Source organism: Pseudomonas sp. CC120222-01a, from assembly GCF_003097235.1.
Taxonomy (GTDB): domain Bacteria; phylum Pseudomonadota; class Gammaproteobacteria; order Pseudomonadales; family Pseudomonadaceae; genus Aquipseudomonas.
The window spans coordinates 91591-112404 of the sequence record NZ_QEQQ01000009.1; the positions used below are offsets into that span (position 1 = coordinate 91591).

Here is a 20814-nt window from a genome sequence, read left to right on the forward strand (position 1 = left end):
AGGAATGAAACCATGTCCGCTGAAAAACAGAAGTACGGTGTCCACTCCGAAGCCGGCAAACTGCGCAAGGTAATGGTTTGCGCACCGGGCCTGGCGCACAAGCGGCTGACGCCAAGCAACTGTGACGAGCTGCTGTTCGACGACGTGATCTGGGTCGACCAGGCCAAGCGTGACCATTTCGACTTCGTCACCAAGATGCGCGAGCGCGGCGTCGACGTGCTGGAAATGCACAACCTGCTGACCGACATCGTCCAGCAACCCGAGGCCCTGAAGTGGATCCTCGACCGCAAGATCACCGATGACACCGTCGGCGTGGGCCTGAAAAACGAAGTGCGCAGCTGGCTCGAAGGCCTCGATCCGCGCCACCTGGCCGAGTTCCTGATCGGCGGTGTGGCAGGCCAGGACCTGCCACAGAGCGAAGGCGCCGATGTGGTCAAGATGTACAACGACTACCTGGGCCACTCCAGCTTCATCCTGCCGCCGCTGCCCAACACCCAGTTCACCCGCGACACCACCTGCTGGATCTATGGAGGCGTGACGCTGAACCCGATGTATTGGCCAGCACGTCGCCAGGAAACCCTGCTGACCACCGCCATTTACAAGTTCCACAAGGAGTTCACCAACGCCGACTTCGAAGTCTGGTACGGCGACCCTGACAAGGAGCATGGCTCGTCCACCCTCGAAGGTGGCGATGTGATGCCAATCGGCAACGGCATCGTACTGATCGGCATGGGCGAGCGTACCTCGCGTCAGGCCATCGGCCAGTTGGCCCGCAACCTGTTCGCCAAGGGCGCGGTCAGGGAAGTCATCGTCGCCGGCCTGCCGAAGTCCCGCGCCGCCATGCACCTGGACACCGTGTTCAGCTTCTGCGACCGCGACCTGATCACGGTCTTCCCGGAAGTGGTGAAAGAGATCGTGCCGTTCATCATTCGTCCAGACGAAAGCAAGCCCTACGGCATGGACGTGCGCCGCATCAACAAGTCGTTCATCGAAGTGGTCGGCGAGCAACTTGGGCTCAAGAATGGCCTGCGCGTGGTCGAGACCGGCGGCAACAGCTTCGCCGCCGAACGCGAACAGTGGGATGACGGCAACAACGTGGTGGCCATCGAGCCAGGCGTGGTCATCGGCTACGACCGCAACACCTACACCAACACCTTGCTGCGCAAGGCCGGCATCGAGGTCATCACCATCAGCGCCGGCGAGCTGGGCCGGGGCCGTGGCGGCGGCCACTGCATGACCTGTCCGATCGTGCGCGACCCAATCGACTACTAACGCCCATCACGCCCGGCCGCACTCACGAAGTGGCGGCCGGGACATCACCGAATTCAAGGAGAAAAGTCATGGCGTTCAACATTCACAACCGCAACCTGCTCAGCCTCGAACACCACACCACCCGCGAGTTGCGCTACCTGCTGGACCTGTCCCGCGACCTCAAGCGCGCCAAGTACACCGGCACCGAGCAGCAGCACCTGAAGGGCAACAACATTGCCCTGATCTTCGAGAAGACCTCGACCCGCACCCGCTGCGCCTTCGAAGTCGCCGCCTATGACCAGGGCGCCAACGTCACCTACATCGACCCCAACTCCTCTCAGATCGGCCACAAGGAAAGCATGAAGGACACCGCCCGCGTGCTCGGGCGCATGTACGATGCCATCGAGTACCGCGGCTTCAAGCAGGAAATCGTCGAAGAGCTGGCCAAGTTTGCCGGCGTGCCGGTGTTCAACGGCCTGACCGACGAATACCACCCGACCCAGATGATCGCCGACGTGCTGACCATGCGTGAGCACAGCGACAAGCCGCTGCACGACATCAGCTACGCCTATCTGGGCGACGCCCGCAACAATATGGGCAACTCGCTGCTGCTGATCGGCGCCAAGCTCGGCATGGATGTGCGCATCGCCGCGCCGAAGGCGCTGTGGCCACATGACGACCTGGTCGAGCGTTGCCACAAGTACGCCGAAGAAAGCGGCGCGCGCATCACCCTGACCGAAGACCCCAAGGCCGCAGTCAAGGGCGTCGACTTCATCCACACCGACGTCTGGGTCTCGATGGGCGAGCCGATCGAAGCCTGGGGCGAGCGCATCAAGCAGCTCAAGCCCTATCAGGTGAACAAGGATCTGATGAAGGCCAGCGGCAACCCACGGACCAAGTTCATGCACTGCCTGCCGGCGTTCCACAACTCCGAGACCAAGGTCGGCAAGCAGATTGCCGAACAGTATCCGGACCTGGCCAACGGCATCGAAGTGACCGATGACGTGTTCGAGTCGCCGGCGTGCATCGCCTTCGAGCAGGCGGAAAACCGCATGCACACCATCAAGGCGATCCTGGTTTCGACCCTGGCTGACCTGTAAGCCGGCTGCGCCGCCCTTGCCCATGGGGGCGGCGCCCTTCCCTCTTCGTTAAAGGACATTCCCCATGCGTATCGTTGTTGCATTGGGCGGCAACGCCCTGCTGCGCCGTGGCGAGCCCATGACCGCTGACAACCAGCGCGCCAATATCCGCACCGCCACCGAGCAGATCGCCAAGATTCACCCCGGCAACGAACTGGTCATCGCCCACGGCAACGGCCCCCAGGTCGGCCTGCTGTCGCTCCAGGGCATGGCCTACAAGCCCGACGAAGCCTACCCGCTCGACGTGCTCGGTGCCGAAACCGAAGGCATGATCGGCTACATGATCGAACAGGAGCTGGGCAACCTGCTGGCCTTCGAAGTGCCGTTCGCCACCCTGCTGACCCAGGTGGAAGTGGACGCCAACGACCCGGCCTTCAAGGACCCGAGCAAGTTCATCGGCCCGGTCTACAGCAAAGAAGAGGCCGAGCGCCTGGCCAAGGAAAAAGGCTGGGTGGTCAAGGCCGACGGCGACAAGTACCGCCGCGTGGTCGCCAGCCCGAAACCCAAGCGCATCTTTGAAATCCGCCCGATCAAGTGGCTGCTGGAGAAGAGCAGCATCGTGATCTGCGCCGGTGGCGGCGGCATCCCCACCATGTACGACGAGAACAAGAAGCTCAAAGGCATCGAGGCGGTGATCGACAAGGACCTGTGCTCGGCGCTGCTGGCCGAACAGCTGGAAGCCGACCTTCTGGTAATCGCCACCGACGTCGATGGCGCCTACATTGACTGGGGCAAGCCGACCCAGAAAGCCATCGCCCAGGCCCACCCAGACGAACTCGAACGCCTCGGCTTTGCCGCCGGCTCCATGGGGCCGAAGGTGCAGGCAGCCTGCGACTTTGCCCGCCACACCGGCAAGGTGGCGGTGATCAGCTCGCTGGAAAATATCGAGGGCATCGTCAAAGGTGTCGCTGGTACCCGCGTGAGTACCGAAAAGCCGGGTATCAGCTACCGTTGATTGCAGTGGGCGGGCTTACGGGGCCCGCCATTTTCACCTTCCCAAGGAGTCTGCCATGGCCAAGTACGAGCCAGGTCATGTACACATCGAGCGCACCGCGCTGAACCCGGCTGATCACAGTTACGACCTCAAGGTCGATTACGAAGCGGTCTCGGACCCCAAGGAAGGCAGGGGTATCCAGTTCCACATGCACGGCAGCATCGAAGGCAAGTCGGTAGAAGAAAAGTTCTTCCTGGCCAAGGATCAAGTACTACCCAGTTTCCTCATGCAATTGTCTCGCAGAGCCCAGTCATACCTGCCGCCCCCGAAGAAATTCGAGAACCTGGGTTCGCCGCACAAGATCTATGACTGGATGTTCAAGGACATTCGCGAAAAGCTCGATGTGAAGTCGGGCGACCCGATCAAGCCTGAACATCTGGAGTGATTCGAGAACCTGGGGCTGCTTCGCAGCCCTTTCGCGACACAAGGCCGCTCCCACAGGTACAGCACAGCCTGTGAAATCCACGCTGTACCTGTGGGAGCGGCCTTGTGTCGCGAAAGGGCCGCAAAGCGGCCCCGGCGATGTTAAGGCATACTACTGCCCTCCCCGGCCACAACCCCCGCCTCCCCCATGCGCATCCACGTCAGCTTCATCGACCGCGTCGGCATCACCCAGGAAGTCCTCGCCCTGCTCGGTGCCCGCAACCTCAACCTGGACGCCGTGGAGATGGTCCCGCCAAACGTCTACATCGACGCCCCGACCCTCAGCCCGGCGGTCCTCGAAGAACTCCACGACGCGCTGTTCGAAGTCCGTGGCGTGCAATCGGTGGACGTGGTCGACATCCTCCCCGGCCAGCGCCGCCACCTGCAGCTCGACGCCCTGCTGGCGGCCATGAGCGACCCGGTGCTGGCGGTCGACAGCGCCGGCAAGGTATTGCTGGCCAACCCGGCGCTGATCGCCCTGTGCGGCCGCGAGTCCGCCGGGCGCACGGTAGGCGAACTGTTCAACGACCCCGACCTGCTGCAGGCGCTGCTGGACAACAACTTCCACCTGCCGATGCGCGAGATGCAGCTCAACGGCCAGAGCCTGCTGCTGGACGCCTCGCCGATCACCAACGCCGGCGGCCTGTTGACGCTGTATGCGCCCAACCGCATGGGCGAACGCCTGTCGGCCCTGCACCACGACCATGCAGAAGGCTTCGACGCACTGCTTGGCGAGTCACCGGCGATTCGCACGCTCAAGGCCCGCGCCCTGCGCGTGGCGGCCCTCGATGCACCGCTGCTGGTGCACGGCGAAACCGGTACCGGCAAGGAACTGGTGGCCCGCGCCTGCCATGCCATCAGCAGCCGCCACACTGCGCCATTCCTCGCCCTCAACTGCGCCGCGCTGCCCGAGAGCCTGGCCGAGAGCGAACTGTTCGGCTACGCACCTGGTGCCTTCACCGGTGCCCAGCGCGGCGGCAAGCCGGGGCTGATGGAGCTGGCCAACCAGGGCACGGTGTTTCTCGACGAGATCGGCGAAATGTCTCCCTACTTGCAGGCCAAACTGTTGCGCTTTCTCAGCGACGGCAGCTTCCGCCGGGTGGGCGGCGACCGCGAGGTGAAGGTGGATGTGCGCATCATCAGCGCCACTCACCGCGACCTCGAACGCATGGTCGCCGAAGGTAGCTTCCGTGAGGATCTGTTCTACCGCCTGAATGTGCTCAACCTGCAGGTACCGCCGCTGCGTGATCGTGGCCAGGACATCCTGATGCTGGCGCACTACTTCATGCAGCAGGCCTGCACGCAGATCCAGCGTCCACCTTGTCGCCTGACCCCGGCCACGCATTCGGCATTATTGGCCAACCCTTGGCCGGGCAACGTGCGCCAGCTGCAGAACGTGATCTTCCGTGCGGCGGCCATCTGCGAAAGCAACCTGGTGGATATTGGCGACCTGGATATCGCCGGGACTTCGGTGGCGCGCGGGCAGGATGGCGACGTGGCGAGCCTGGAGCAGGCGGTGGGGGACTTCGAGCGTGAACTGCTGCAGCGCCTGTACGCCAGCTACCCCTCGACCCGGCAACTGGCCGGGCGACTGCAAACTTCGCACACCGCCATTGCGCAACGCTTGCGCAAATACGGTATTCCGGGAAGAAGCTAAAACTTTATACCGCTTGATTTCAGATTATCCCTACAGGTCAGGCCAATACTTCAACAAGTACTGCTGCGAAAATGGCGCTCTTCACTGTTGATGGAGAGAGAGCGCCTCTCATGCTTGAACTCGACTTCTATGGCACATTGGTCGCCGCCTCACTGGTACTGTTATTGGGCCATGGGTTGGTGACACGTGTTGCTGTCCTGCGAACCTACAATATCCCCGAACCTGTAGCAGGCGGCCTGGTCGTTGCCCTGATCTTGCTGGTGTTACGCAGTTTCGACCTGAAAGTGCAGTTCGACACTTCATTGCAAGCACCATTGATGCTGGCGTTCTTCGCCACCATCGGCCTGAACGCGGACTTCGCCAGTTTGAAAAAGGGCGGGCGCGTGGTCGGAGTCTTCCTGGTCGTGGTGACCGGCTTGCTGCTGGTGCAGAACGCCATGGGCATCGGCCTGGCCACAGCGTTGGGGCTGGACCCGCTGATGGGTCTGCTGACCGGCTCCATCACGCTGTCCGGCGGCCATGGCACGGGCGCGGCCTGGAGCAGCACCTTCAGCGAAAAATATGGCCTGCCCTCCGCCTCGGAACTGGCCCTGGCCTCCGCCACCTTTGGTCTGGTGCTGGGCGGCCTGATCGGCGGCCCGGTCGCCCGCCTGCTGATCAAGCGCGTGCAGACACCCGGCCTGGATCAGTCGATAACGCACTTGCCAAAAGGTTTTGAAGAGCCTGAAAAAGAACGCCTGATTACGCCGTTCTCATTCATCGAGACATTGGCACTCATCTCGGTCAGCCTGCTTGGCGGTACCTTGTTGAATAGCCAACTGCAGGGCACGGCATTCGAACTCCCGACATTCGTTTGCGTGTTGTTTGTTGGCGTCTTGTTACGCAACGGGCTCTCTGCACTGGGGGTGTATCAGGTGTTCGAGCGCGAAGTTTCCGTACTGGGCAACGTCAGCCTGTCACTGTTCCTGGCCATTGCGCTGATGTCGCTCAAGTTGTGGGACCTGGCGGCCCTGGCCCTGCCTTTCCTGATTATCCTGGCGGCACAAACATTGCTCATGGCGCTGTTCGCGATCTTCGTCACCTTTCGGGTCATGGGCAGCAATTACGATGCTGCGGTATTGGCAGCCGGGCATTGCGGATTCGGCCTGGGGGCCACGCCAACCGCCATCGCCAACATGCAAGCCGTAACCCACCGCTTCGGGCCTTCGCATCTGGCGTTTCTGGTGGTGCCGATGGTGGGAGCGTTCTTCATCGACATCATCAATGTCATCGTCATCAAGCTGTACCTGGCGTTGCCGTTTTTTGCGGCGAGCTGATCGAAAACGGGTTGAACTCCATCAAGGAGCGAATTGGGAATAAGCTCTAAGCTATGATAGTTATCATGTAACCATCCCCCTTCGCGGCTCGCGCAGCAAAGGGGGATTTTTATCTGAATTACGGAAACAGGTTGGCGGTCATTCAACTCTCACGGAACCCAGGTTTCCCATTTGCCGCGAGCCAGGTTTTCAATACTGAAATCACTCCGGCCGGGCTGTCTTCTACTCCGTCTGCAGGATAGAAGATCAAACCGCTTTTATCAGGGTGATCGGTAAGGCTTTCAAAATGCTCGGACAAACGATTGATATGCGCCCCCAGAGCATCACCTTTGAGTCTACTAGGGTTCTCGAAAAATTCATTCAGGAACTCAGTAAATTCAGCTTCTGAATATTCTTCAATTTTGCTCTTGAGGATCATTGATTGGCACCTTTATTTCTGTGAATCCGCACGTGATTCTTCGGGGTTGTAATTCTTAAATTGTCAATATCGTAAACAGCGCCGCCATCTTTCAAAGGGATCACGTGATGGATTTCAAAGACTCTATTTGACCCGGCGTGCTCGCTAGGAATTGCGCTCGGCGCATAGGCATTACGCAAGAGGGTTTGATTTGACTTGCTAAACTGACTCATCAAAATCGCATCCTCACTGACGGCAGTCCATATTGCTTCACGTGCACGCCTCCAATTACTGAAATTCCTTCCTCTCAATTTGTCAGCAATGCGAGGAGGGATGGCTACTCCCTGACCTTGATTGGCACCTGCCAACCAGATAGTTGCGTCGGGTTGGCCGAAGCCAGTCATCGTACCAGGCTCCTCCCGCCGGTCCTTGAACATCACATACAGCGGCGGCAACCCCGAGTCTGCCGGAAAAACGATGATGTAGTCATCCAGGCTTGCGTCGGCGACACCTGGGTAGTCGTCGATCCTCACCTCGACCGGTGTCAGCGTAGCCCCTTCGTATATCGCTGGTTCCGGTTGCTCAGCAGGCAAGTTGGTCGAGGCATTGGCCGTTTTTTTGATCGGTGTCCAGGTAAAGGTCCGGGGGGGCACATCCGCAGTAGTGACGTTATAGAGATTACGCTCTAGGTCATGAGTAGCAGCCAGGACACGCACTTGCGAAGGCACGACTTGCCCGTCGGTCTTGACGACGAGTATTTCCGAATCACCATCCTCGGTGGCTTGAGAGCTGAAGCGATATGGAAGTTCTGCATGACTACCAATCGCATTACCCGGCGCCAGTGCCAAACCAATTTGAAGATCCAGCGTCTCCAGAGGCATTTGCAGAACGTAGCGATCCGGCAGTTCACCGTTGCCTAAGCGAGAGGAATACAAGAGTGCAGAGGCTCCGGCGACAAACGGGACCACCACGCCAGCAGCAGCCCCGCGAAGAGCCGCCAATGCTGCTCCAATTGAAGCTGAAAGACTCATGTTCAATGCTGTTGAAACAACATGCCCGACAGCAGTGACAACGAGTGGCCCCCCGATAGCGATGGACCCCGACATGGTAAAAGTGTTTGCCAGTCGGTTAGCTTCTACCTCTGCCTGGGCTTGAGCCGCAGCTTCTGCCTCTGCCTGGGCCCGAGCCGCAGCTTCTGCCTCTGCCTGGGCCCGAGCCGCAGCTTCTGCCTCTGCCTGGGCCCGAGCCGCAGCTTCTGCCTCTGCCTGGGCCCGAACCGCAGCTTCTGCCTCTGCCTGGGCCCGAGCCGCGGCTTCTGCCTCTGCCTGGGCTTGAGCAAGAGCTTGTGATTCGGCATTGGCAATGGCCTGGTGTAACATTCCGATCTGCGCCTGAAGTATCTGTATCTCAGCTTCACTCAACTGAGCCGAGTAAGCAGCGCGATAAGAACTTTTCAGTGCTTGTTCCAAGGCTGGAGGTCGCAAACGCATCTGCACGCTCAAGCGATAAGTTGCAACCGCATATTCAACGGGGCTTTTCCCGAATGGGGTCGAGCCAAAATAACTGTTTGCGGCCGTGCGATGCCTGTTTAAATCCAGAGTTTTTCGCTCAACAAGCATATTCCGTACATTGACGTCCTGCCTGAGCACTTCAATATGAGCTTGTGGCTGCCCACCCAAACTCTGGCGAAGTGCTTGCGCATCCAATTCAATGCGCTGTGCCACCATCGCCAACTGTGTAACATACTCACTTTTCGCCTCATCATCAGCGGCTTTCATGGCATAAGGCGCTTTATTGAAAAGTGCCTGCTGTTCCTTTGCTTCTTTACTGCCAGATTTCAAATCCCTGAACCAATCGCCATGCGGGTTGTTACCCAGGGGTGGCAGCGGCCCAGAATAGCCGGGAGGAATTGAAGGTTCACCCTCAGGTGGCCTTCCCTCTACATAACTATGGGGCAACTCGATTTGCCTGCGCTTTCTAGACATCCGTTTTTCCTCAGAAACGTGTGTTCGAATGTGCAGCTGCTTGAAATATCCGGCACGTTTGGCCACTTGCACAACACTTCAACCACGTAACCGTCCCTCAGCAGCCAGCATAGAATCTGCATCAAGAACAACAGCGTGTCGCAGCAGGCAACGCTACCAATTCAAAGAGAGATAAATATAACCAGTAGAACCTGGTAGTAAATCAGACACAGAGAGAATAGAAGACTCCTACAACTAATCAATGCACTTAAAAGTTATTCATCCTTTCAAAATGGAACTGACGCCACACGAACGTATCGATTTTATTACAGCGTAATGAATTCATTACACGCGAACTGCGCCCAGCAATGGCAAGGCCATGATTCCAATGTATGTTTCAGCTCAAGCAGCCACCGGAACGATTTCATTACACACCTTCGAATGCCAGCACACGAACAGACAGTATCTCATTGATTTTTAAACATTTTTAAAGAATGGCCGCATTATTGCTTAGAGAACCTCAACCCAAGAGCGCGGACGCACCGCGCCCAACGCCCTGCTTCCCGAGGATTCCCCATGAGCGAGTTGCGTTTCACCGAAGATCACGAATGGCTGCGCGTCGAAGCCGACGGTAGCGTCACCGTGGGCATCACTGCCTACGCCCAGAACGCCCTTGGTGATGTGGTCTATGTGCAATTGCCCGAGCTGCAGCAGTACGAAAAAGGTGCCGAAGCCTCCACCGTCGAATCGGTAAAAGCCGCCAGCGGCGTGTACATGCCCTTGGCCGGTGAAGTGGTCGCCGTCAACGACGACCTCAACGACAGCCCCGAACTGGTCAACGAAGACCCGCTGGGCGAAGGCTGGTTCTTCCGCTTCAAGCCTGCCGACATGGCCGAAGTCGAAGCCCTGCTCGACCAGGACGCCTACGACCGCCTGATCAAAGCCAACGACGACGCCTGAGGAATCCGACCATGACCATCAACCTCGGCACCGCCAACGAATTCATCGCCCGTCACATCGGCCCGCGCGCCGCTGACGAGCAGGCCATGCTCGCCACCCTGGGCTTCGACTCGCTGGAAGCCATGAGCGCCGCCGTCATCCCCGACAGCATCAAGGGCACCAGCGTGCTCGGCTCGGAAGACGGCCAGAGCGAGGCCGATGCCCTCGCTGCGCTGAAAGCCATCGCCGGCAAGAACGAACTGTTCAAGAGCTACATCGGCCAGGGCTACTACAACACCCACACCCCGGCACCGATCCTGCGCAACCTGCTGGAAAACCCGGCCTGGTACACCGCCTACACCCCGTACCAGCCAGAAATTTCCCAGGGCCGTCTGGAAGCGCTGCTGAACTTCCAGACCCTGATCAGCGACCTCACCGGCCTGCCGATCGCCAACGCATCCTTGCTCGACGAAGCCACCGCGGCTGCCGAAGCCATGACCTTCTGCAAACGCCTGTCGAAGAACAAGGCCAGCCACGCGTTCTTCGCCTCCGTGCACTGCCACCCGCAGACCCTCGACGTGCTACGCACCCGTGCCGAACCGCTGGGCATCGAGATCGTGGTTGGCGACGAGCGTGAGCTGGGCGACGTCAGCGCCTTCTTCGGCGCGCTGCTGCAGTACCCGGCCAGCAATGGTGAAGTGTTCGACTACCGCGAAGTGGTCGAGCGTTTCCACGCCGCCAACGCCCTGGTCGCCGTTGCCGCCGACCTGCTGGCCCTGACCCTGCTGACCCCACCGGGCGAGTTCGGCGCCGACGTGGCCATCGGCAGTGCCCAGCGCTTCGGCGTGCCACTGGGCTTCGGTGGCCCGCACGCGGCCTACTTCGCTACCCGCGATGCCTTCAAGCGCGACATGCCAGGCCGCCTGGTCGGCGTGTCGATCGACCGCTTCGGCAAGACCGCCCTGCGCCTGGCCATGCAGACCCGCGAACAGCACATCCGCCGCGAGAAGGCCACCAGCAACATCTGCACCGCCCAGGTGCTGCTGGCCAACATCGCCAGCATGTTCGCCGTGTACCACGGCCCGGCCGGCCTCAAGCGCATTGCCGAACGCACCCACGCCCTGACCGCGATTCTGGCAGCCGGCCTGAAAACCCTGGGCCTGGAAGTGGTTGGCGAAACCGCCTTCGACACCCTGACCCTGGCCACTGGCAGCGCCACCGCCAGCCTGCACGACAAGGCCCGCGCCCAGCGCATCAACCTGCGCCAGATTGACGCCGCTCACCTGGGCCTGTCGCTCGACGAGACCAGCACCCAGGCCGACGTCGAAGCCCTCTGGCAGCTGTTCGGCGCTGACCAGGCCCAGCCTGACTTCGCCGCCCTGGCCGCCAGCAGCGGCTCGCGCCTGCCGGCCGCCCTGCTGCGCCAGTCGGCGATCCTCGAGCACCCGGTGTTCAACCGCTACCACAGCGAAACCGAGCTGATGCGCTACCTGCGCCGCCTGGCCGACAAGGACCTGGCGCTGGACCGCAGCATGATCCCGCTGGGCTCGTGCACCATGAAGCTCAACGCTGCCAGCGAAATGATCCCGGTGACCTGGGCCGAGTTTGGCAACCTGCACCCGTTCGCCCCGGCCGCGCAAAGCCAGGGCTACCTGCAGATGACCAGCGAGCTGGAGGCCATGCTCTGCGCCGCCACCGGCTACGACGCCGTGTCGCTGCAGCCCAACGCCGGCTCCCAGGGTGAGTACGCCGGCCTGTTGGCCATCCGTGCCTACCACCGCAGCCGTGGCGAAGGCCACCGCGACATCTGCCTGATCCCGTCTTCGGCCCACGGCACCAACCCGGCGACCGCCCACATGGCCGGCATGCGCGTGGTGGTTACCGCCTGTGACGCCCGTGGCAACGTCGATGTCGAGGACCTGCGAGCCAAGGCCATCGAACACCGCGAGCGCCTGGCCGCGATCATGATCACCTACCCTTCGACCCATGGCGTCTTCGAGGAAGCGATCGGCGAAATCTGCGCGATCATCCACGACAACGGCGGCCAGGTTTACATCGACGGTGCCAACATGAACGCCATGGTCGGCCTGTGCGCCCCGGGCAAGTTTGGCGGTGACGTGTCGCACCTGAACCTGCACAAGACCTTCTGCATCCCCCACGGCGGTGGCGGCCCGGGCGTCGGCCCGATTGGCGTGAAGTCACACCTGGCGCCGTTCCTGCCAGGCCACGCGCAGCTTGAAAACACCGAGGGCGCGGTATGCGCCGCGCCGTTCGGCAGCGCCAGCATCCTGCCGATCACCTGGATGTACATTCGCATGATGGGCGGTGCCGGCCTCAAGCGCGCTTCGCAGATGGCGATCCTCAACGCCAACTACATCGCCCGCCGCCTGGAAGAGCACTATCCTGTCCTGTACACCGGTGGCAACGGCCTGGTCGCCCACGAATGCATCCTCGACCTGCGCCCGCTCAAGGACACCAGCGGCATCAGCGTCGATGACGTGGCCAAGCGCCTGATCGACTTCGGCTTCCATGCACCGACCATGTCGTTCCCGGTGGCCGGCACGCTGATGATCGAACCGACCGAAAGCGAGTCCAAGGAAGAACTGGATCGCTTCTGCGATGCGATGATCCAGATTCGCGAAGAAATTCGCGCGGTGGAAACCGGCAGCCTGGACAAGGACGACAACCCGCTGAAGAACGCCCCGCACACCGCGGCCGAGCTGGTTGGCGAATGGACCCATGGCTACAGCCGCGAGCAGGCGGTGTACCCGCTGCCGAGCCTGGTGGAAGGCAAGTACTGGCCACCGGTCGGTCGGGTCGACAACGTGTTCGGCGACCGCAACCTGGTCTGCGCCTGCCCGTCGATCGAGAACTATCAGGACGCCTGAGGCGGCCTTTCGGAAGCTGGGGCCGCTTTGCGGCCCAATCGCGACGCAAGGCCGCTCCCACAGGGACCGCGCCGCTCTTTGTGGGAGCGGCCTTGTGTCGCGAAAGGGCTGCGTAGCAGTCCCAAAGATCTTCAGGAGGATCCACCATGTCACTGAGCGTCTTCGACCTGTTCAAGATCGGCATCGGCCCCTCCAGCTCCCACACGGTCGGCCCGATGCGCGCCGCTGCGCGCTTCGCCGAAGGGCTGCGCCGCGATGGCCTGCTGGCCAGCACCGTTTGCGTCAAGGCCGAGCTGTATGGCTCGCTCGGCGCCACCGGTAAAGGCCACGGCAGCGACAAGGCGGTATTGCTTGGCCTGGAAGGCGAGCACCCTGATACCGTCGACACCGAGTCCATCCCCGCCCGCCTGCAGGCCATCCGCACCAGCGGCCAGCTCAGCCTGCTGGGTGAGCAGACCATCGCCTTCGTTGAGAAGCAGCACCTGGCGATGATCCGCAAACCCTTGGCCTATCACCCCAACGGCATGATCTTCCGCGCCTTCGATGCCGCCGGCTTGCAAATCCGCAGCCGCGAGTATTACTCGGTGGGCGGCGGTTTCGTGGTTGACGAAGACGCCGCCGGCCAGGACCGCATCGTCGAGGACAGCACCGTGCTGGCCTTGCCGTTCAAGACCGCCAAGGAGCTGCTCGGCCACTGCACCGCGCAGCACCTGTCGATCAGCCAGGTGATGCTGGCCAACGAGGCGGCCTGGCGCCCGGAAGCCGAGACCCGCGCCGGGCTGCTGCGCATCTGGCAGGTCATGCAGGACTGTGTCGAGGCCGGCTGCCGCCACGAGGGCATCCTGCCCGGCGGGCTCAAGGTCAAGCGCCGTGCTCCGGCGTTGTACCGGCAACTCAGCCGCCACCCGGAAGCCAGCCTGCGCGATGCCCTGTCGGTACTCGACTGGGTCAACCTCTACGCCTTGGCAGTCAATGAGGAGAACGCCTACGGCGGGCGCGTGGTCACCGCACCGACCAATGGCGCTGCGGGCATCGTCCCTGCGGTGCTGCACTACTACATGCGCTTCGTCCCTGGCGCCAGCGAGGACGGCGTGGTGCGCTTTCTGCTCACCGCTGCCGCGATCGGCATCCTTTACAAGGAAAACGCCTCGATCTCCGGCGCCGAGGTCGGCTGCCAGGGCGAGGTTGGCGTGGCCTGTTCGATGGCCGCAGGCGCCCTGTGCGAAGTCATGGGCGGCACCCCGCAGCAAGTGGAAAACGCCGCTGAAATCGGCATGGAGCACAACCTCGGCCTGACCTGCGACCCAATCGGCGGCCTGGTTCAGGTGCCGTGCATCGAGCGCAACGCCATGGGCTCGGTGAAAGCCATCAATGCCGTACGCATGGCCCTGCGCGGTGACGGGCAGCACTACGTGTCGCTCGACAAGGTGATCCGGACCATGCGCCAGACCGGCGCCGACATGAAAAGCAAATACAAGGAGACCGCCCGCGGCGGTCTGGCCGTCAACATCATCGAATGTTGACCCAATAAAAAACCAAGGAGTCACCGATGTCCGAAACACTGCAAAAGACCCCGCTGCACGCCCTGCACCTGGAACTGGGCGCGCGCATGGTGCCGTTCGCCGGCTTCGACATGCCGGTGCAGTACCCGCTGGGCGTGCTCAAGGAACACCTGCATACCCGCGAACAAGCCGGCCTGTTCGACGTCTCGCACATGGGCCAGATCGTCCTGCGTGGCGCTGAGGCAGCCAAAGCCCTGGAGTCGCTGGTACCGGTGGACATCATCGATCTGCCAGTGGGTATGCAACGCTATGCCATGTTCACCAACGAGCACGGTGGCATCCTCGACGACCTGATGGTCGCCAACCTCGGTGACGATACCCTGTTCCTGGTGGTCAATGCCGCCTGCAAGGAGCAGGACCTCGCCCACCTGCGGAAACACATCGGCGCACGATGCGAGGTGGAGCCGCTGTTCGAGGCGCGTGCCCTGCTCGCCCTGCAAGGCCCCGCGGCGGTGAAGGTGCTGGAGCGCCTGGCGCCGGAAGTGGCGGGCATGACCTTCATGCAGTTCCGCCCGGTGCAACTGCTGGGTAAAGACTGCTTCGTCAGCCGCTCGGGCTACACGGGCGAAGACGGCTACGAGATCTCGGTGCCGGTCGGCGCTGCCGAAGCCCTGGCCCGTCGCCTGCTGGCCGAGCCTGAAGTACAGCCTATCGGCCTGGGTGCGCGCGACTCGCTGCGCCTGGAAGCCGGCCTGTGCCTGTATGGCCACGACATGGACACCGAAACCACCCCGATCGAAGCCAGCCTGCTGTGGGCGATTTCCAAAGTACGCCGTGCCGATGGCGCGCGTGCCGCCGGCTTCCCCGGTGCCGAGGCCATCTTTGCCCATCAGCGCGATGGCGTGGCACGCAAACGTGTGGGCTTGTTACCTCAGGAACGTACGCCAGTACGTGAAGGCGCCGATATTGTCGATGCAAACGACAAATCAGTAGGCAAAGTGTGCAGTGGCGGCTTTGGCCCGACACTCGGCGCACCTGTAGCAATGGGTTATATCGATAGTGAACATGCGGCAATCGACACGCCACTGTTTGCCGTGGTGCGGGGCAAGAAGGTTGCCCTGAAAGTCAGCAAAATGCCTTTCGTTGCACAGCGTTACTACCGCGGTTGAAGGTAGCGCCTGAGGTGTACGGGCAGGTTCTAAATATTCGATTTCGAACCTGCTCAATAACTTTTGAACATGCCGCCAGGCCAGGCGCCACGCCGTTTCCGACAAAGCTGTCGGTTATCGGCAAAACGCCGATTTTCTATACGACCAAGGGCTTGTTTTTTTCTTGAGAGTTGGCGTAGAGTCACTGCACTGTGTTTGCATGGGTCGCAACAGTTCGTGACCTGGGCCAGTAGCCGAGATTTGCTACAACCCGTTCGACGTCTCTTACTTTCCTGCAACCCAGCCCAGTAATCTTTCACTCATATATAACGTGAAAGAAACTGTCATCAAAATTTAAGCTTCATAGGAAATAAGACAATGGCTGAGCGTCAGAACGGTACCGTCAAGTGGTTCAATGACGAAAAAGGTTACGGTTTCATCACCCCAGAAAGCGGTCCGGATCTGTTCGTGCACTTCCGTGCCATCGAAGGCAACGGCTTCAAGAGCCTGAAAGAAGGCCAGAAGGTCACCTTCGAAGCAGTCCAAGGCCAGAAAGGCATGCAGGCTGACAAAGTCCAGCCTGTCGGCTAAGCAAAAGCCAGACTCCTAAAAAGCCCCTGCCATGTGCAGGGGCTTTTTTTTGCCCGTAGAATAGCGGCTTCGCCATTCGGAGCTGTTCTGCATGTCCAAGCCTCTGCTCTCCCCCCAGGGTGATTTCCCACCGGTCGGCCTGGGCCGACGCCTGGCGGCGATGTTCTACGACTTCCTGCTGTGCACGGCACTGCTGATCGTCACCGCCGGTGCCTACAAGTTGATCCAGATGGCAATCATCGGCGAAGCCCGCATGCGAGAACTGACCGAAGCCGGCGCGCTGGATGGCGACCCGCTGCTCTCGACCGTTCTGCTGTTTGCCCTGTTCGGCTTCTTTGCCAAGTTCTGGACCCATGGCGGTCAGACCCTGGGCATGCAGGTGTGGGGCGTGCGCGTGCAGAACGCCGATGGCAGCGCGATCAGCCTGTGGCAGGCACTGTTGCGCTTCGTGGTATCGATTGCTTCCTGGCTGTGCCTGGGGCTCGGGTTCTTCTGGTCACTGATCGACAAGCGCAAACGCGGCTGGCACGACATCTATTCGGAAACCCAGCTGGTGCGGTTGCCGAAGCAGAAAAAGTAGGCACGAAAAAGCCGACCCTTGGGTCGGCTTTTTCAGCTGCTCAAGCCGTCAACCGGCCCGACGCAACAACCACACGCCAGCCAAGGCACAGATGCCCGCCGGTATCACCACCGCCAGCAGCGGCGGGAAGCCGAACACCTGGCTCGACGGGCCCAGCAGGTCCTGGCCAATGCGGAACGCGAAGCCCACCAGCACACCCGTGAAGACGCGCTGGCCGAGGGTGACCGAACGCAGCGGGCCGAAGATGAAGGAAATCGCCATCAGCACCAGCGCTGCAGTTACCAGCGGCTGCATCACCTTGGTCCAGAACGCCAGCCAGTAACGGGCGTTGTTCAGGCCCTGATCGGACAGGTAGTGGATGTAGTCCCACAGCCCGGTGATCGACAGTGACTCAGGGGCCATGATCACGGTATTGAGCAGTTGCGGCGTCAGCGAAACGTCCCAGCGCTCGGTCGGCGTCTTCACCACTTCGGTATGGTCACCGCGGAAGAAAGTGGTGTTGATGTCGCTGAGCGTCCAGTGGTCGTTGTTGTACTGGGCACGCCGGGCAAAGCTCGAGGTCTGGATCTTGCGCTCGCTGTCGAAGGTATAACGGGTCACACCCAGCAGCAGGCCATTGGGCTGCACAGAGTTGATGTGCACGAACTCCTCGCCCTGGCGGTGCCACATGCCATGCCTGGAGCTTTGCGCTTCACCACCACCCTGGGCCAGGGAACGGTCGGCCTGGGCCTTGTTCTCAGTGACCGGGGCTACGTACTCACCAATCAGCAGGCCAACCAGCATCAGCACCAGCATCGGCTTCATCACCGCCCAGACGATGCGGCCGATGGAGACACCGGCGGCGCGCATGATGGTCAGCTCACTGTTGCTGGCCAGGCTGCCGAGGCCGATCAGGCAGCCGATCAGTGCCGCCATCGGCAGCATTTCGTACAGGCGCCGAGGTGCCGTCAGCAGAACGAAATTGCCCGCGTCCAGCAAGGTGTAGGTATCGCTCAGTTCACCCATCTCGTCGATGAAGGCGAACAGCGAGGCCAGGCCGAGAATGATCCCCAGCACGGCCAGGATGGCCAGCAGCACGCTCATGCCGATGTAGCGGTCGAGCTTACCCATGGGCCACCTCCGCACGACGGGCAGCCATTTTCAGGCGCAGCGGTTCCCAATACATCAAGGCCAGGCCGATCAGCAGGAACAGGCCATGCACCCACCAGATGCCCAGGCTGATCGGCAATTTGCCCTTCTCCAGGGCGCCGCGTACGGAAATCAGCATTGTCAGGTAAGCCATGTACAGAAGAATTGCCGGTAACAGCTTGAGGAAGCGACCCTGGCGCGGGTTGACCCTGGCCAGTGGCACCGCCATCAAGGTCACGATGAACACCAGGATCGGCAGCGACAGGCGCCATTGCAGCTCGGCACGCTCGCGCAGGTCGGTCTTGCCGAACAGCTCAAGGGTCGGGATGGCTTCGCGATCGGTCACGTCTTCGGCGACTTCAGGCTTGGGCAGCAAGACACCATAGGTGTCGTACTTGATGGCACGGTAGTCGGCCTGCCCCGGGTTACCGTCGTAGCGGTAGCCGTTCTCCAGCACCAGGTAGCGATTGCCATCGGCCTGGATTTCCTGGTGGCCCCGTTCGGCGACCAGTACCGAAGGCGCACGATCCTTGGTCTTGTCCTGGTTGAAGCGCTTCTCGGAAATGAACACTCCGGCCAGCTTGACGCGGTCGTCCGACAGCTGCTCGGTGTAAGTGACCCGCGAACCGTCGCGCAGGGTCTGGAAGCGGCCCGGCACCAGGGTATCGAACTCGGTCATGGCATCCTGCTGGGCAACGATCTTCTGCACCTGGGCAACGCCCAGCGGTGACAGGCTCAGGCTCAGCCAGGCGACCAGCAGGGCGACCAGGGCCGCCGGCGCCATGGTCAGGCCCAGCAGGCGCTGCTGGCTCATGCCGGTCGCCGACAGGACGGTCATTTCGCTTTCCAGGTACAGCCGGCCGTACGCCAGGAGAATGCCGAGGAACAGGCCCAGCGGCAAAATCAGCTGCAGGAAACCTGGCATGCGGAAGCCCATGATCAGGAACAGCACACCCGGGTCGAGAATGCCCTGAGCCGCCTGGGCCAGGTACTTGATGAAGCGCCCGCTCATGATGATCACCAGCAGCACGGCGCTGACGGCGCTCAAGGTCACCAGGACCTCGCGGGACAGATAACGAAAGACGATCAAACCAGACACTCCTGGGTTGTCAGGGGCGGACTGCCAAACATTGGCCTGTGACAGCCAGGACCAAAGCCGGTTCGCCTAGGGCGAACCTCCATGTAAAGTGCGCGCATTATCCTGTGATTGGCCGCGCCTGTCACTTGGCGGCGCATGAAGGCCAATATCGGGGTTGTCAGCACGCTTGCGGGAGGCTCAAACTGGCAGCTTTTCAACTGGCACGCGACAACGCGGCCAGGCCCGTCCAGAGCGCGAAATCGCATAGCGCCAACTGCATAGATCATTCGGGGACCCTGACATGGAACTGGTTGTAAAAAGCGTAGCTGCTGCATCCGTAAAAACCGCCACTCTGGTCGTACCGGTCGGTGAAGGGCGCAAGCTCGGTACCGTAGCCAAGGCCGTCGACCAAGCAAGCGAAGGCGCCATCAGCGCGGTGCTCAAGCGTGGCGACCTGGCCGGCAAGCCTGGCCAGACCCTGTTGCTGCAGAGCGTGCCGGGCCTGAAGGCCGAACGCGTGCTGCTGGTCGGCAGCGGCAAGGACGAAGCCCTGGGTGACCGCGCATGGCGCAAACTGGTCGCCAGCGTGGCCGGCGTGCTCAAGGGCCTGAACGGCAGCGATGCCGTGCTGGCCCTGGACGACATCGCGGTCAACAACCGCGACGCCCACTACGGCAAATACCGCCTGCTGGCCGAGACCCTGCTTGACGGCGAATACGTGTTCGACCGTTTCAAGAGCCAGAAGGCCGAGCCGCGCGCCCTGAAGAAGGTCACCCTGCTGGCCGACAAGGCCGGTCTGGCCGAGGTCGAGCGCGCCGTCAAGCACGCCAGCGCCATCGCCACCGGCATGGCCTTCACCCGCGACCTGGGCAACTTGCCTCCTAACCTGTGCCACCCGAGCTACCTGGCCGAGCAAGCCAAGGAACTGGGCAAGGCGCACAAGGGCCTGAAGGTCGAAGTACTGGACGAGAAGAAGATCAAGGACCTGGGCATGGGCGCGTTCTATGCCGTGGGCCAGGGCAGCGACCAACCGCCGCGCCTGATCGTGCTCAACTACCAGGGCGGCAAGAAGGCCGACAAGCCGTTCGTGCTGGTGGGCAAGGGCATTACCTTCGATACCGGCGGCATCAGCCTCAAGCCAGGCGCCGGCATGGATGAAATGAAATTCGACATGTGCGGCGCCGCCAGCGTGTTCGGCACCCTGCGCGCTGTCCTCGAACTGCAGTTGCCGATCAACCTGGTATGCCTGCTGGCCTGCGCCGAGAACATGCCGAGCGGCGGCGCCACCCGTCCGGGCGACATTGTCACCACCATGAGTGGCCAGACCGTCGAAATCCTCAACACCGACGCCGAAGGCCGCCTGGTGCTGTGCGACACCCTGACCTACGCCGAGCGTTTCAAGCCGCAGGCGGTGATCGACATTGCCACCCTGACCGGCGCCTGCATCGTCGCCCTGGGCAGCCACACCTCGGGCCTGATGGGCAACAACGACGAACTGGTCGGCCAACTGCTCGACGCCGGCAAGCGTGCCGATGACCGTGCCTGGCAGCTGCCGCTGTTCGACGAGTACCAGGAGCAACTGGACAGCCCGTTCGCCGACATGGGCAACATCGGTGGGCCGAAAGCCGGCACCATCACCGCGGGCTGCTTCCTGTCGCGCTTCGCCAAGGCCTACAACTGGGCGCACATGGACATCGCCGGCACGGCCTGGATCAGCGGCGGCAAGGACAAGGGCGCTACCGGTCGCCCGGTCCCGCTGTTGACTCAGTACCTGCTCGACCGCGCTGGCGCCTGATGCCGTGAAGCCGGCGGCGCTCCA

General features: G+C 61.6%; 17 protein-coding genes. 13 read left to right on the plus strand and 4 right to left on the minus strand.

Features of this window, described 5'->3' with window-relative positions; all coding sequences use genetic code 11:
• Positions 1 to 12 precede the first annotated feature (12 nt).
• The 6 genes from arcA (at position 13) to gltS (ending at position 6780) form a co-directional block, all read left to right on the plus strand.
• Complete coding sequence (arcA, locus tag N430_RS13715) at positions 13 to 1272, plus strand: arginine deiminase (protein ID WP_110637401.1); 1260 nt, start codon at positions 13 to 15, stop codon at positions 1270 to 1272.
• A 68-nt stretch (positions 1273 to 1340) separates the two neighbouring features.
• Positions 1341 to 2351 (plus strand): ornithine carbamoyltransferase, encoded by a 1011-nt coding sequence (locus N430_RS13720; RefSeq protein WP_110637403.1) that lies wholly within the window; start codon positions 1341 to 1343, stop codon positions 2349 to 2351.
• A gap of 64 nt (positions 2352 to 2415) precedes the next feature.
• Positions 2416 to 3345, plus strand: a complete 930-nt coding sequence (gene arcC / locus N430_RS13725) for a carbamate kinase (RefSeq protein ID WP_110637405.1) — start codon at positions 2416 to 2418, stop codon at positions 3343 to 3345.
• A 55-nt stretch (positions 3346 to 3400) separates the two neighbouring features.
• The gene (locus N430_RS13730; RefSeq protein ID WP_110637406.1) at positions 3401 to 3769 is read left to right on the plus strand and encodes a DUF5064 family protein; all 369 of its coding nucleotides are present in this window, start codon (positions 3401 to 3403) and stop codon (positions 3767 to 3769) included.
• Positions 3770 to 3955: 186 nt separating this feature from the next.
• On the plus strand, positions 3956 to 5464 hold the full coding sequence (locus N430_RS13740) for a sigma-54-dependent transcriptional regulator (RefSeq protein ID WP_110637410.1): 1509 nt from the start codon (positions 3956 to 3958) through the stop codon (positions 5462 to 5464).
• A 110-nt stretch (positions 5465 to 5574) separates the two neighbouring features.
• The gene (gene gltS / locus N430_RS13745; RefSeq protein WP_110637412.1) at positions 5575 to 6780 is read left to right on the plus strand and encodes a sodium/glutamate symporter; all 1206 of its coding nucleotides are present in this window, start codon (positions 5575 to 5577) and stop codon (positions 6778 to 6780) included.
• A gap of 142 nt (positions 6781 to 6922) precedes the next feature.
• On the opposite strand, the gene N430_RS13750 is transcribed toward gltS, so the two are convergent.
• Both N430_RS13750 and N430_RS13755 read right to left on the minus strand, forming a co-directional pair.
• Positions 6923 to 7198 carry a bacteriocin immunity protein gene (locus N430_RS13750; RefSeq protein WP_110637414.1) on the minus strand — a complete coding sequence of 92 codons (276 nt, stop codon included), beginning with the start codon at positions 7196 to 7198 and terminating at the stop codon, positions 6923 to 6925.
• Positions 7195 to 9228: an S-type pyocin domain-containing protein gene (locus tag N430_RS13755; protein ID WP_133248852.1), complete on the minus strand. Its 2034-nt coding sequence runs from the start codon at positions 9226 to 9228 to the stop codon at positions 7195 to 7197. The genes N430_RS13750 and N430_RS13755 overlap by 4 nt, the downstream gene beginning before the upstream one ends.
• A 489-nt stretch (positions 9229 to 9717) precedes the next feature.
• Between N430_RS13755 and gcvH the strand changes: the two genes are divergently transcribed.
• The 6 genes from gcvH to N430_RS13785 all read left to right on the plus strand — a co-directional run bounded on the left by gcvH (position 9718) and on the right by N430_RS13785 (position 16789).
• On the plus strand, positions 9718 to 10101 hold the full coding sequence (gene gcvH / locus N430_RS13760) for a glycine cleavage system protein GcvH (RefSeq protein ID WP_110637418.1): 384 nt from the start codon (positions 9718 to 9720) through the stop codon (positions 10099 to 10101).
• An 11-nt stretch (positions 10102 to 10112) separates the two neighbouring features.
• The gene (gcvP, locus tag N430_RS13765; RefSeq protein WP_110637420.1) at positions 10113 to 12968 is read left to right on the plus strand and encodes an aminomethyl-transferring glycine dehydrogenase; all 2856 of its coding nucleotides are present in this window, start codon (positions 10113 to 10115) and stop codon (positions 12966 to 12968) included.
• A 146-nt stretch (positions 12969 to 13114) separates the two neighbouring features.
• Positions 13115 to 14491: an L-serine ammonia-lyase gene (locus N430_RS13770; protein WP_110637422.1), complete on the plus strand. Its 1377-nt coding sequence runs from the start codon at positions 13115 to 13117 to the stop codon at positions 14489 to 14491.
• A gap of 26 nt (positions 14492 to 14517) precedes the next feature.
• Positions 14518 to 15639 (plus strand): glycine cleavage system aminomethyltransferase GcvT, encoded by a 1122-nt coding sequence (gene gcvT / locus N430_RS13775; protein ID WP_110637424.1) that lies wholly within the window; start codon positions 14518 to 14520, stop codon positions 15637 to 15639.
• Positions 15640 to 15996: 357 nt separating this feature from the next.
• A complete protein-coding gene (locus N430_RS13780) occupies positions 15997 to 16209 on the plus strand; it encodes a cold-shock protein (protein ID WP_110637426.1) in 213 nt (70 codons plus the stop codon).
• Between the two features lie 91 nt (positions 16210 to 16300).
• The gene (locus N430_RS13785) at positions 16301 to 16789 is read left to right on the plus strand and encodes an RDD family protein (protein ID WP_110637428.1); all 489 of its coding nucleotides are present in this window, start codon (positions 16301 to 16303) and stop codon (positions 16787 to 16789) included.
• A 48-nt stretch (positions 16790 to 16837) separates the two neighbouring features.
• On the opposite strand, the gene lptG is transcribed toward N430_RS13785, so the two are convergent.
• Together lptG and lptF are read right to left on the minus strand one after the other, a co-directional pair.
• Complete coding sequence (gene lptG, locus N430_RS13790) at positions 16838 to 17899, minus strand: LPS export ABC transporter permease LptG (protein ID WP_110637430.1); 1062 nt, start codon at positions 17897 to 17899, stop codon at positions 16838 to 16840.
• On the minus strand, positions 17892 to 19007 hold the full coding sequence (gene lptF, locus N430_RS13795; protein ID WP_110637432.1) for an LPS export ABC transporter permease LptF: 1116 nt from the start codon (positions 19005 to 19007) through the stop codon (positions 17892 to 17894). Before lptF ends, lptG begins: the two co-directional genes overlap by 8 nt.
• 289 nt (positions 19008 to 19296) lie before the next feature.
• On the opposite strand from lptF, the gene N430_RS13805 reads away from it, so the two are divergent.
• Positions 19297 to 20790 carry a leucyl aminopeptidase gene (locus N430_RS13805; protein WP_110637436.1) on the plus strand — a complete coding sequence of 498 codons (1494 nt, stop codon included), beginning with the start codon at positions 19297 to 19299 and terminating at the stop codon, positions 20788 to 20790.
• Positions 20791 to 20814: the final 24 nt, after the last annotated feature.

Coding starts and splice junctions, on each gene's coding strand:
- N430_RS13770 (WP_110637422.1), top strand. CDS start 13,115: ATGTCACTGAGCGTCTTCGACCTGTTCAAGATCGGCATCGGCCCCTCC.
- lptG (WP_110637430.1), bottom strand. CDS start 17,899: ATGGGTAAGCTCGACCGCTACATCGGCATGAGCGTGCTGCTGGCCATC.
- gcvT (WP_110637424.1), top strand. CDS start 14,518: ATGTCCGAAACACTGCAAAAGACCCCGCTGCACGCCCTGCACCTGGAA.
- gcvH (WP_110637418.1), top strand. CDS start 9,718: ATGAGCGAGTTGCGTTTCACCGAAGATCACGAATGGCTGCGCGTCGAA.
- N430_RS13805 (WP_110637436.1), top strand. CDS start 19,297: ATGGAACTGGTTGTAAAAAGCGTAGCTGCTGCATCCGTAAAAACCGCC.
- N430_RS13740 (WP_110637410.1), top strand. CDS start 3,956: ATGCGCATCCACGTCAGCTTCATCGACCGCGTCGGCATCACCCAGGAA.
- gltS (WP_110637412.1), top strand. CDS start 5,575: ATGCTTGAACTCGACTTCTATGGCACATTGGTCGCCGCCTCACTGGTA.
- N430_RS13785 (WP_110637428.1), top strand. CDS start 16,301: ATGTCCAAGCCTCTGCTCTCCCCCCAGGGTGATTTCCCACCGGTCGGC.
- arcA (WP_110637401.1), top strand. CDS start 13: ATGTCCGCTGAAAAACAGAAGTACGGTGTCCACTCCGAAGCCGGCAAA.
- N430_RS13720 (WP_110637403.1), top strand. CDS start 1,341: ATGGCGTTCAACATTCACAACCGCAACCTGCTCAGCCTCGAACACCAC.
- arcC (WP_110637405.1), top strand. CDS start 2,416: ATGCGTATCGTTGTTGCATTGGGCGGCAACGCCCTGCTGCGCCGTGGC.
- N430_RS13730 (WP_110637406.1), top strand. CDS start 3,401: ATGGCCAAGTACGAGCCAGGTCATGTACACATCGAGCGCACCGCGCTG.
- N430_RS13780 (WP_110637426.1), top strand. CDS start 15,997: ATGGCTGAGCGTCAGAACGGTACCGTCAAGTGGTTCAATGACGAAAAA.
- N430_RS13750 (WP_110637414.1), bottom strand. CDS start 7,198: ATGATCCTCAAGAGCAAAATTGAAGAATATTCAGAAGCTGAATTTACT.
- gcvP (WP_110637420.1), top strand. CDS start 10,113: ATGACCATCAACCTCGGCACCGCCAACGAATTCATCGCCCGTCACATC.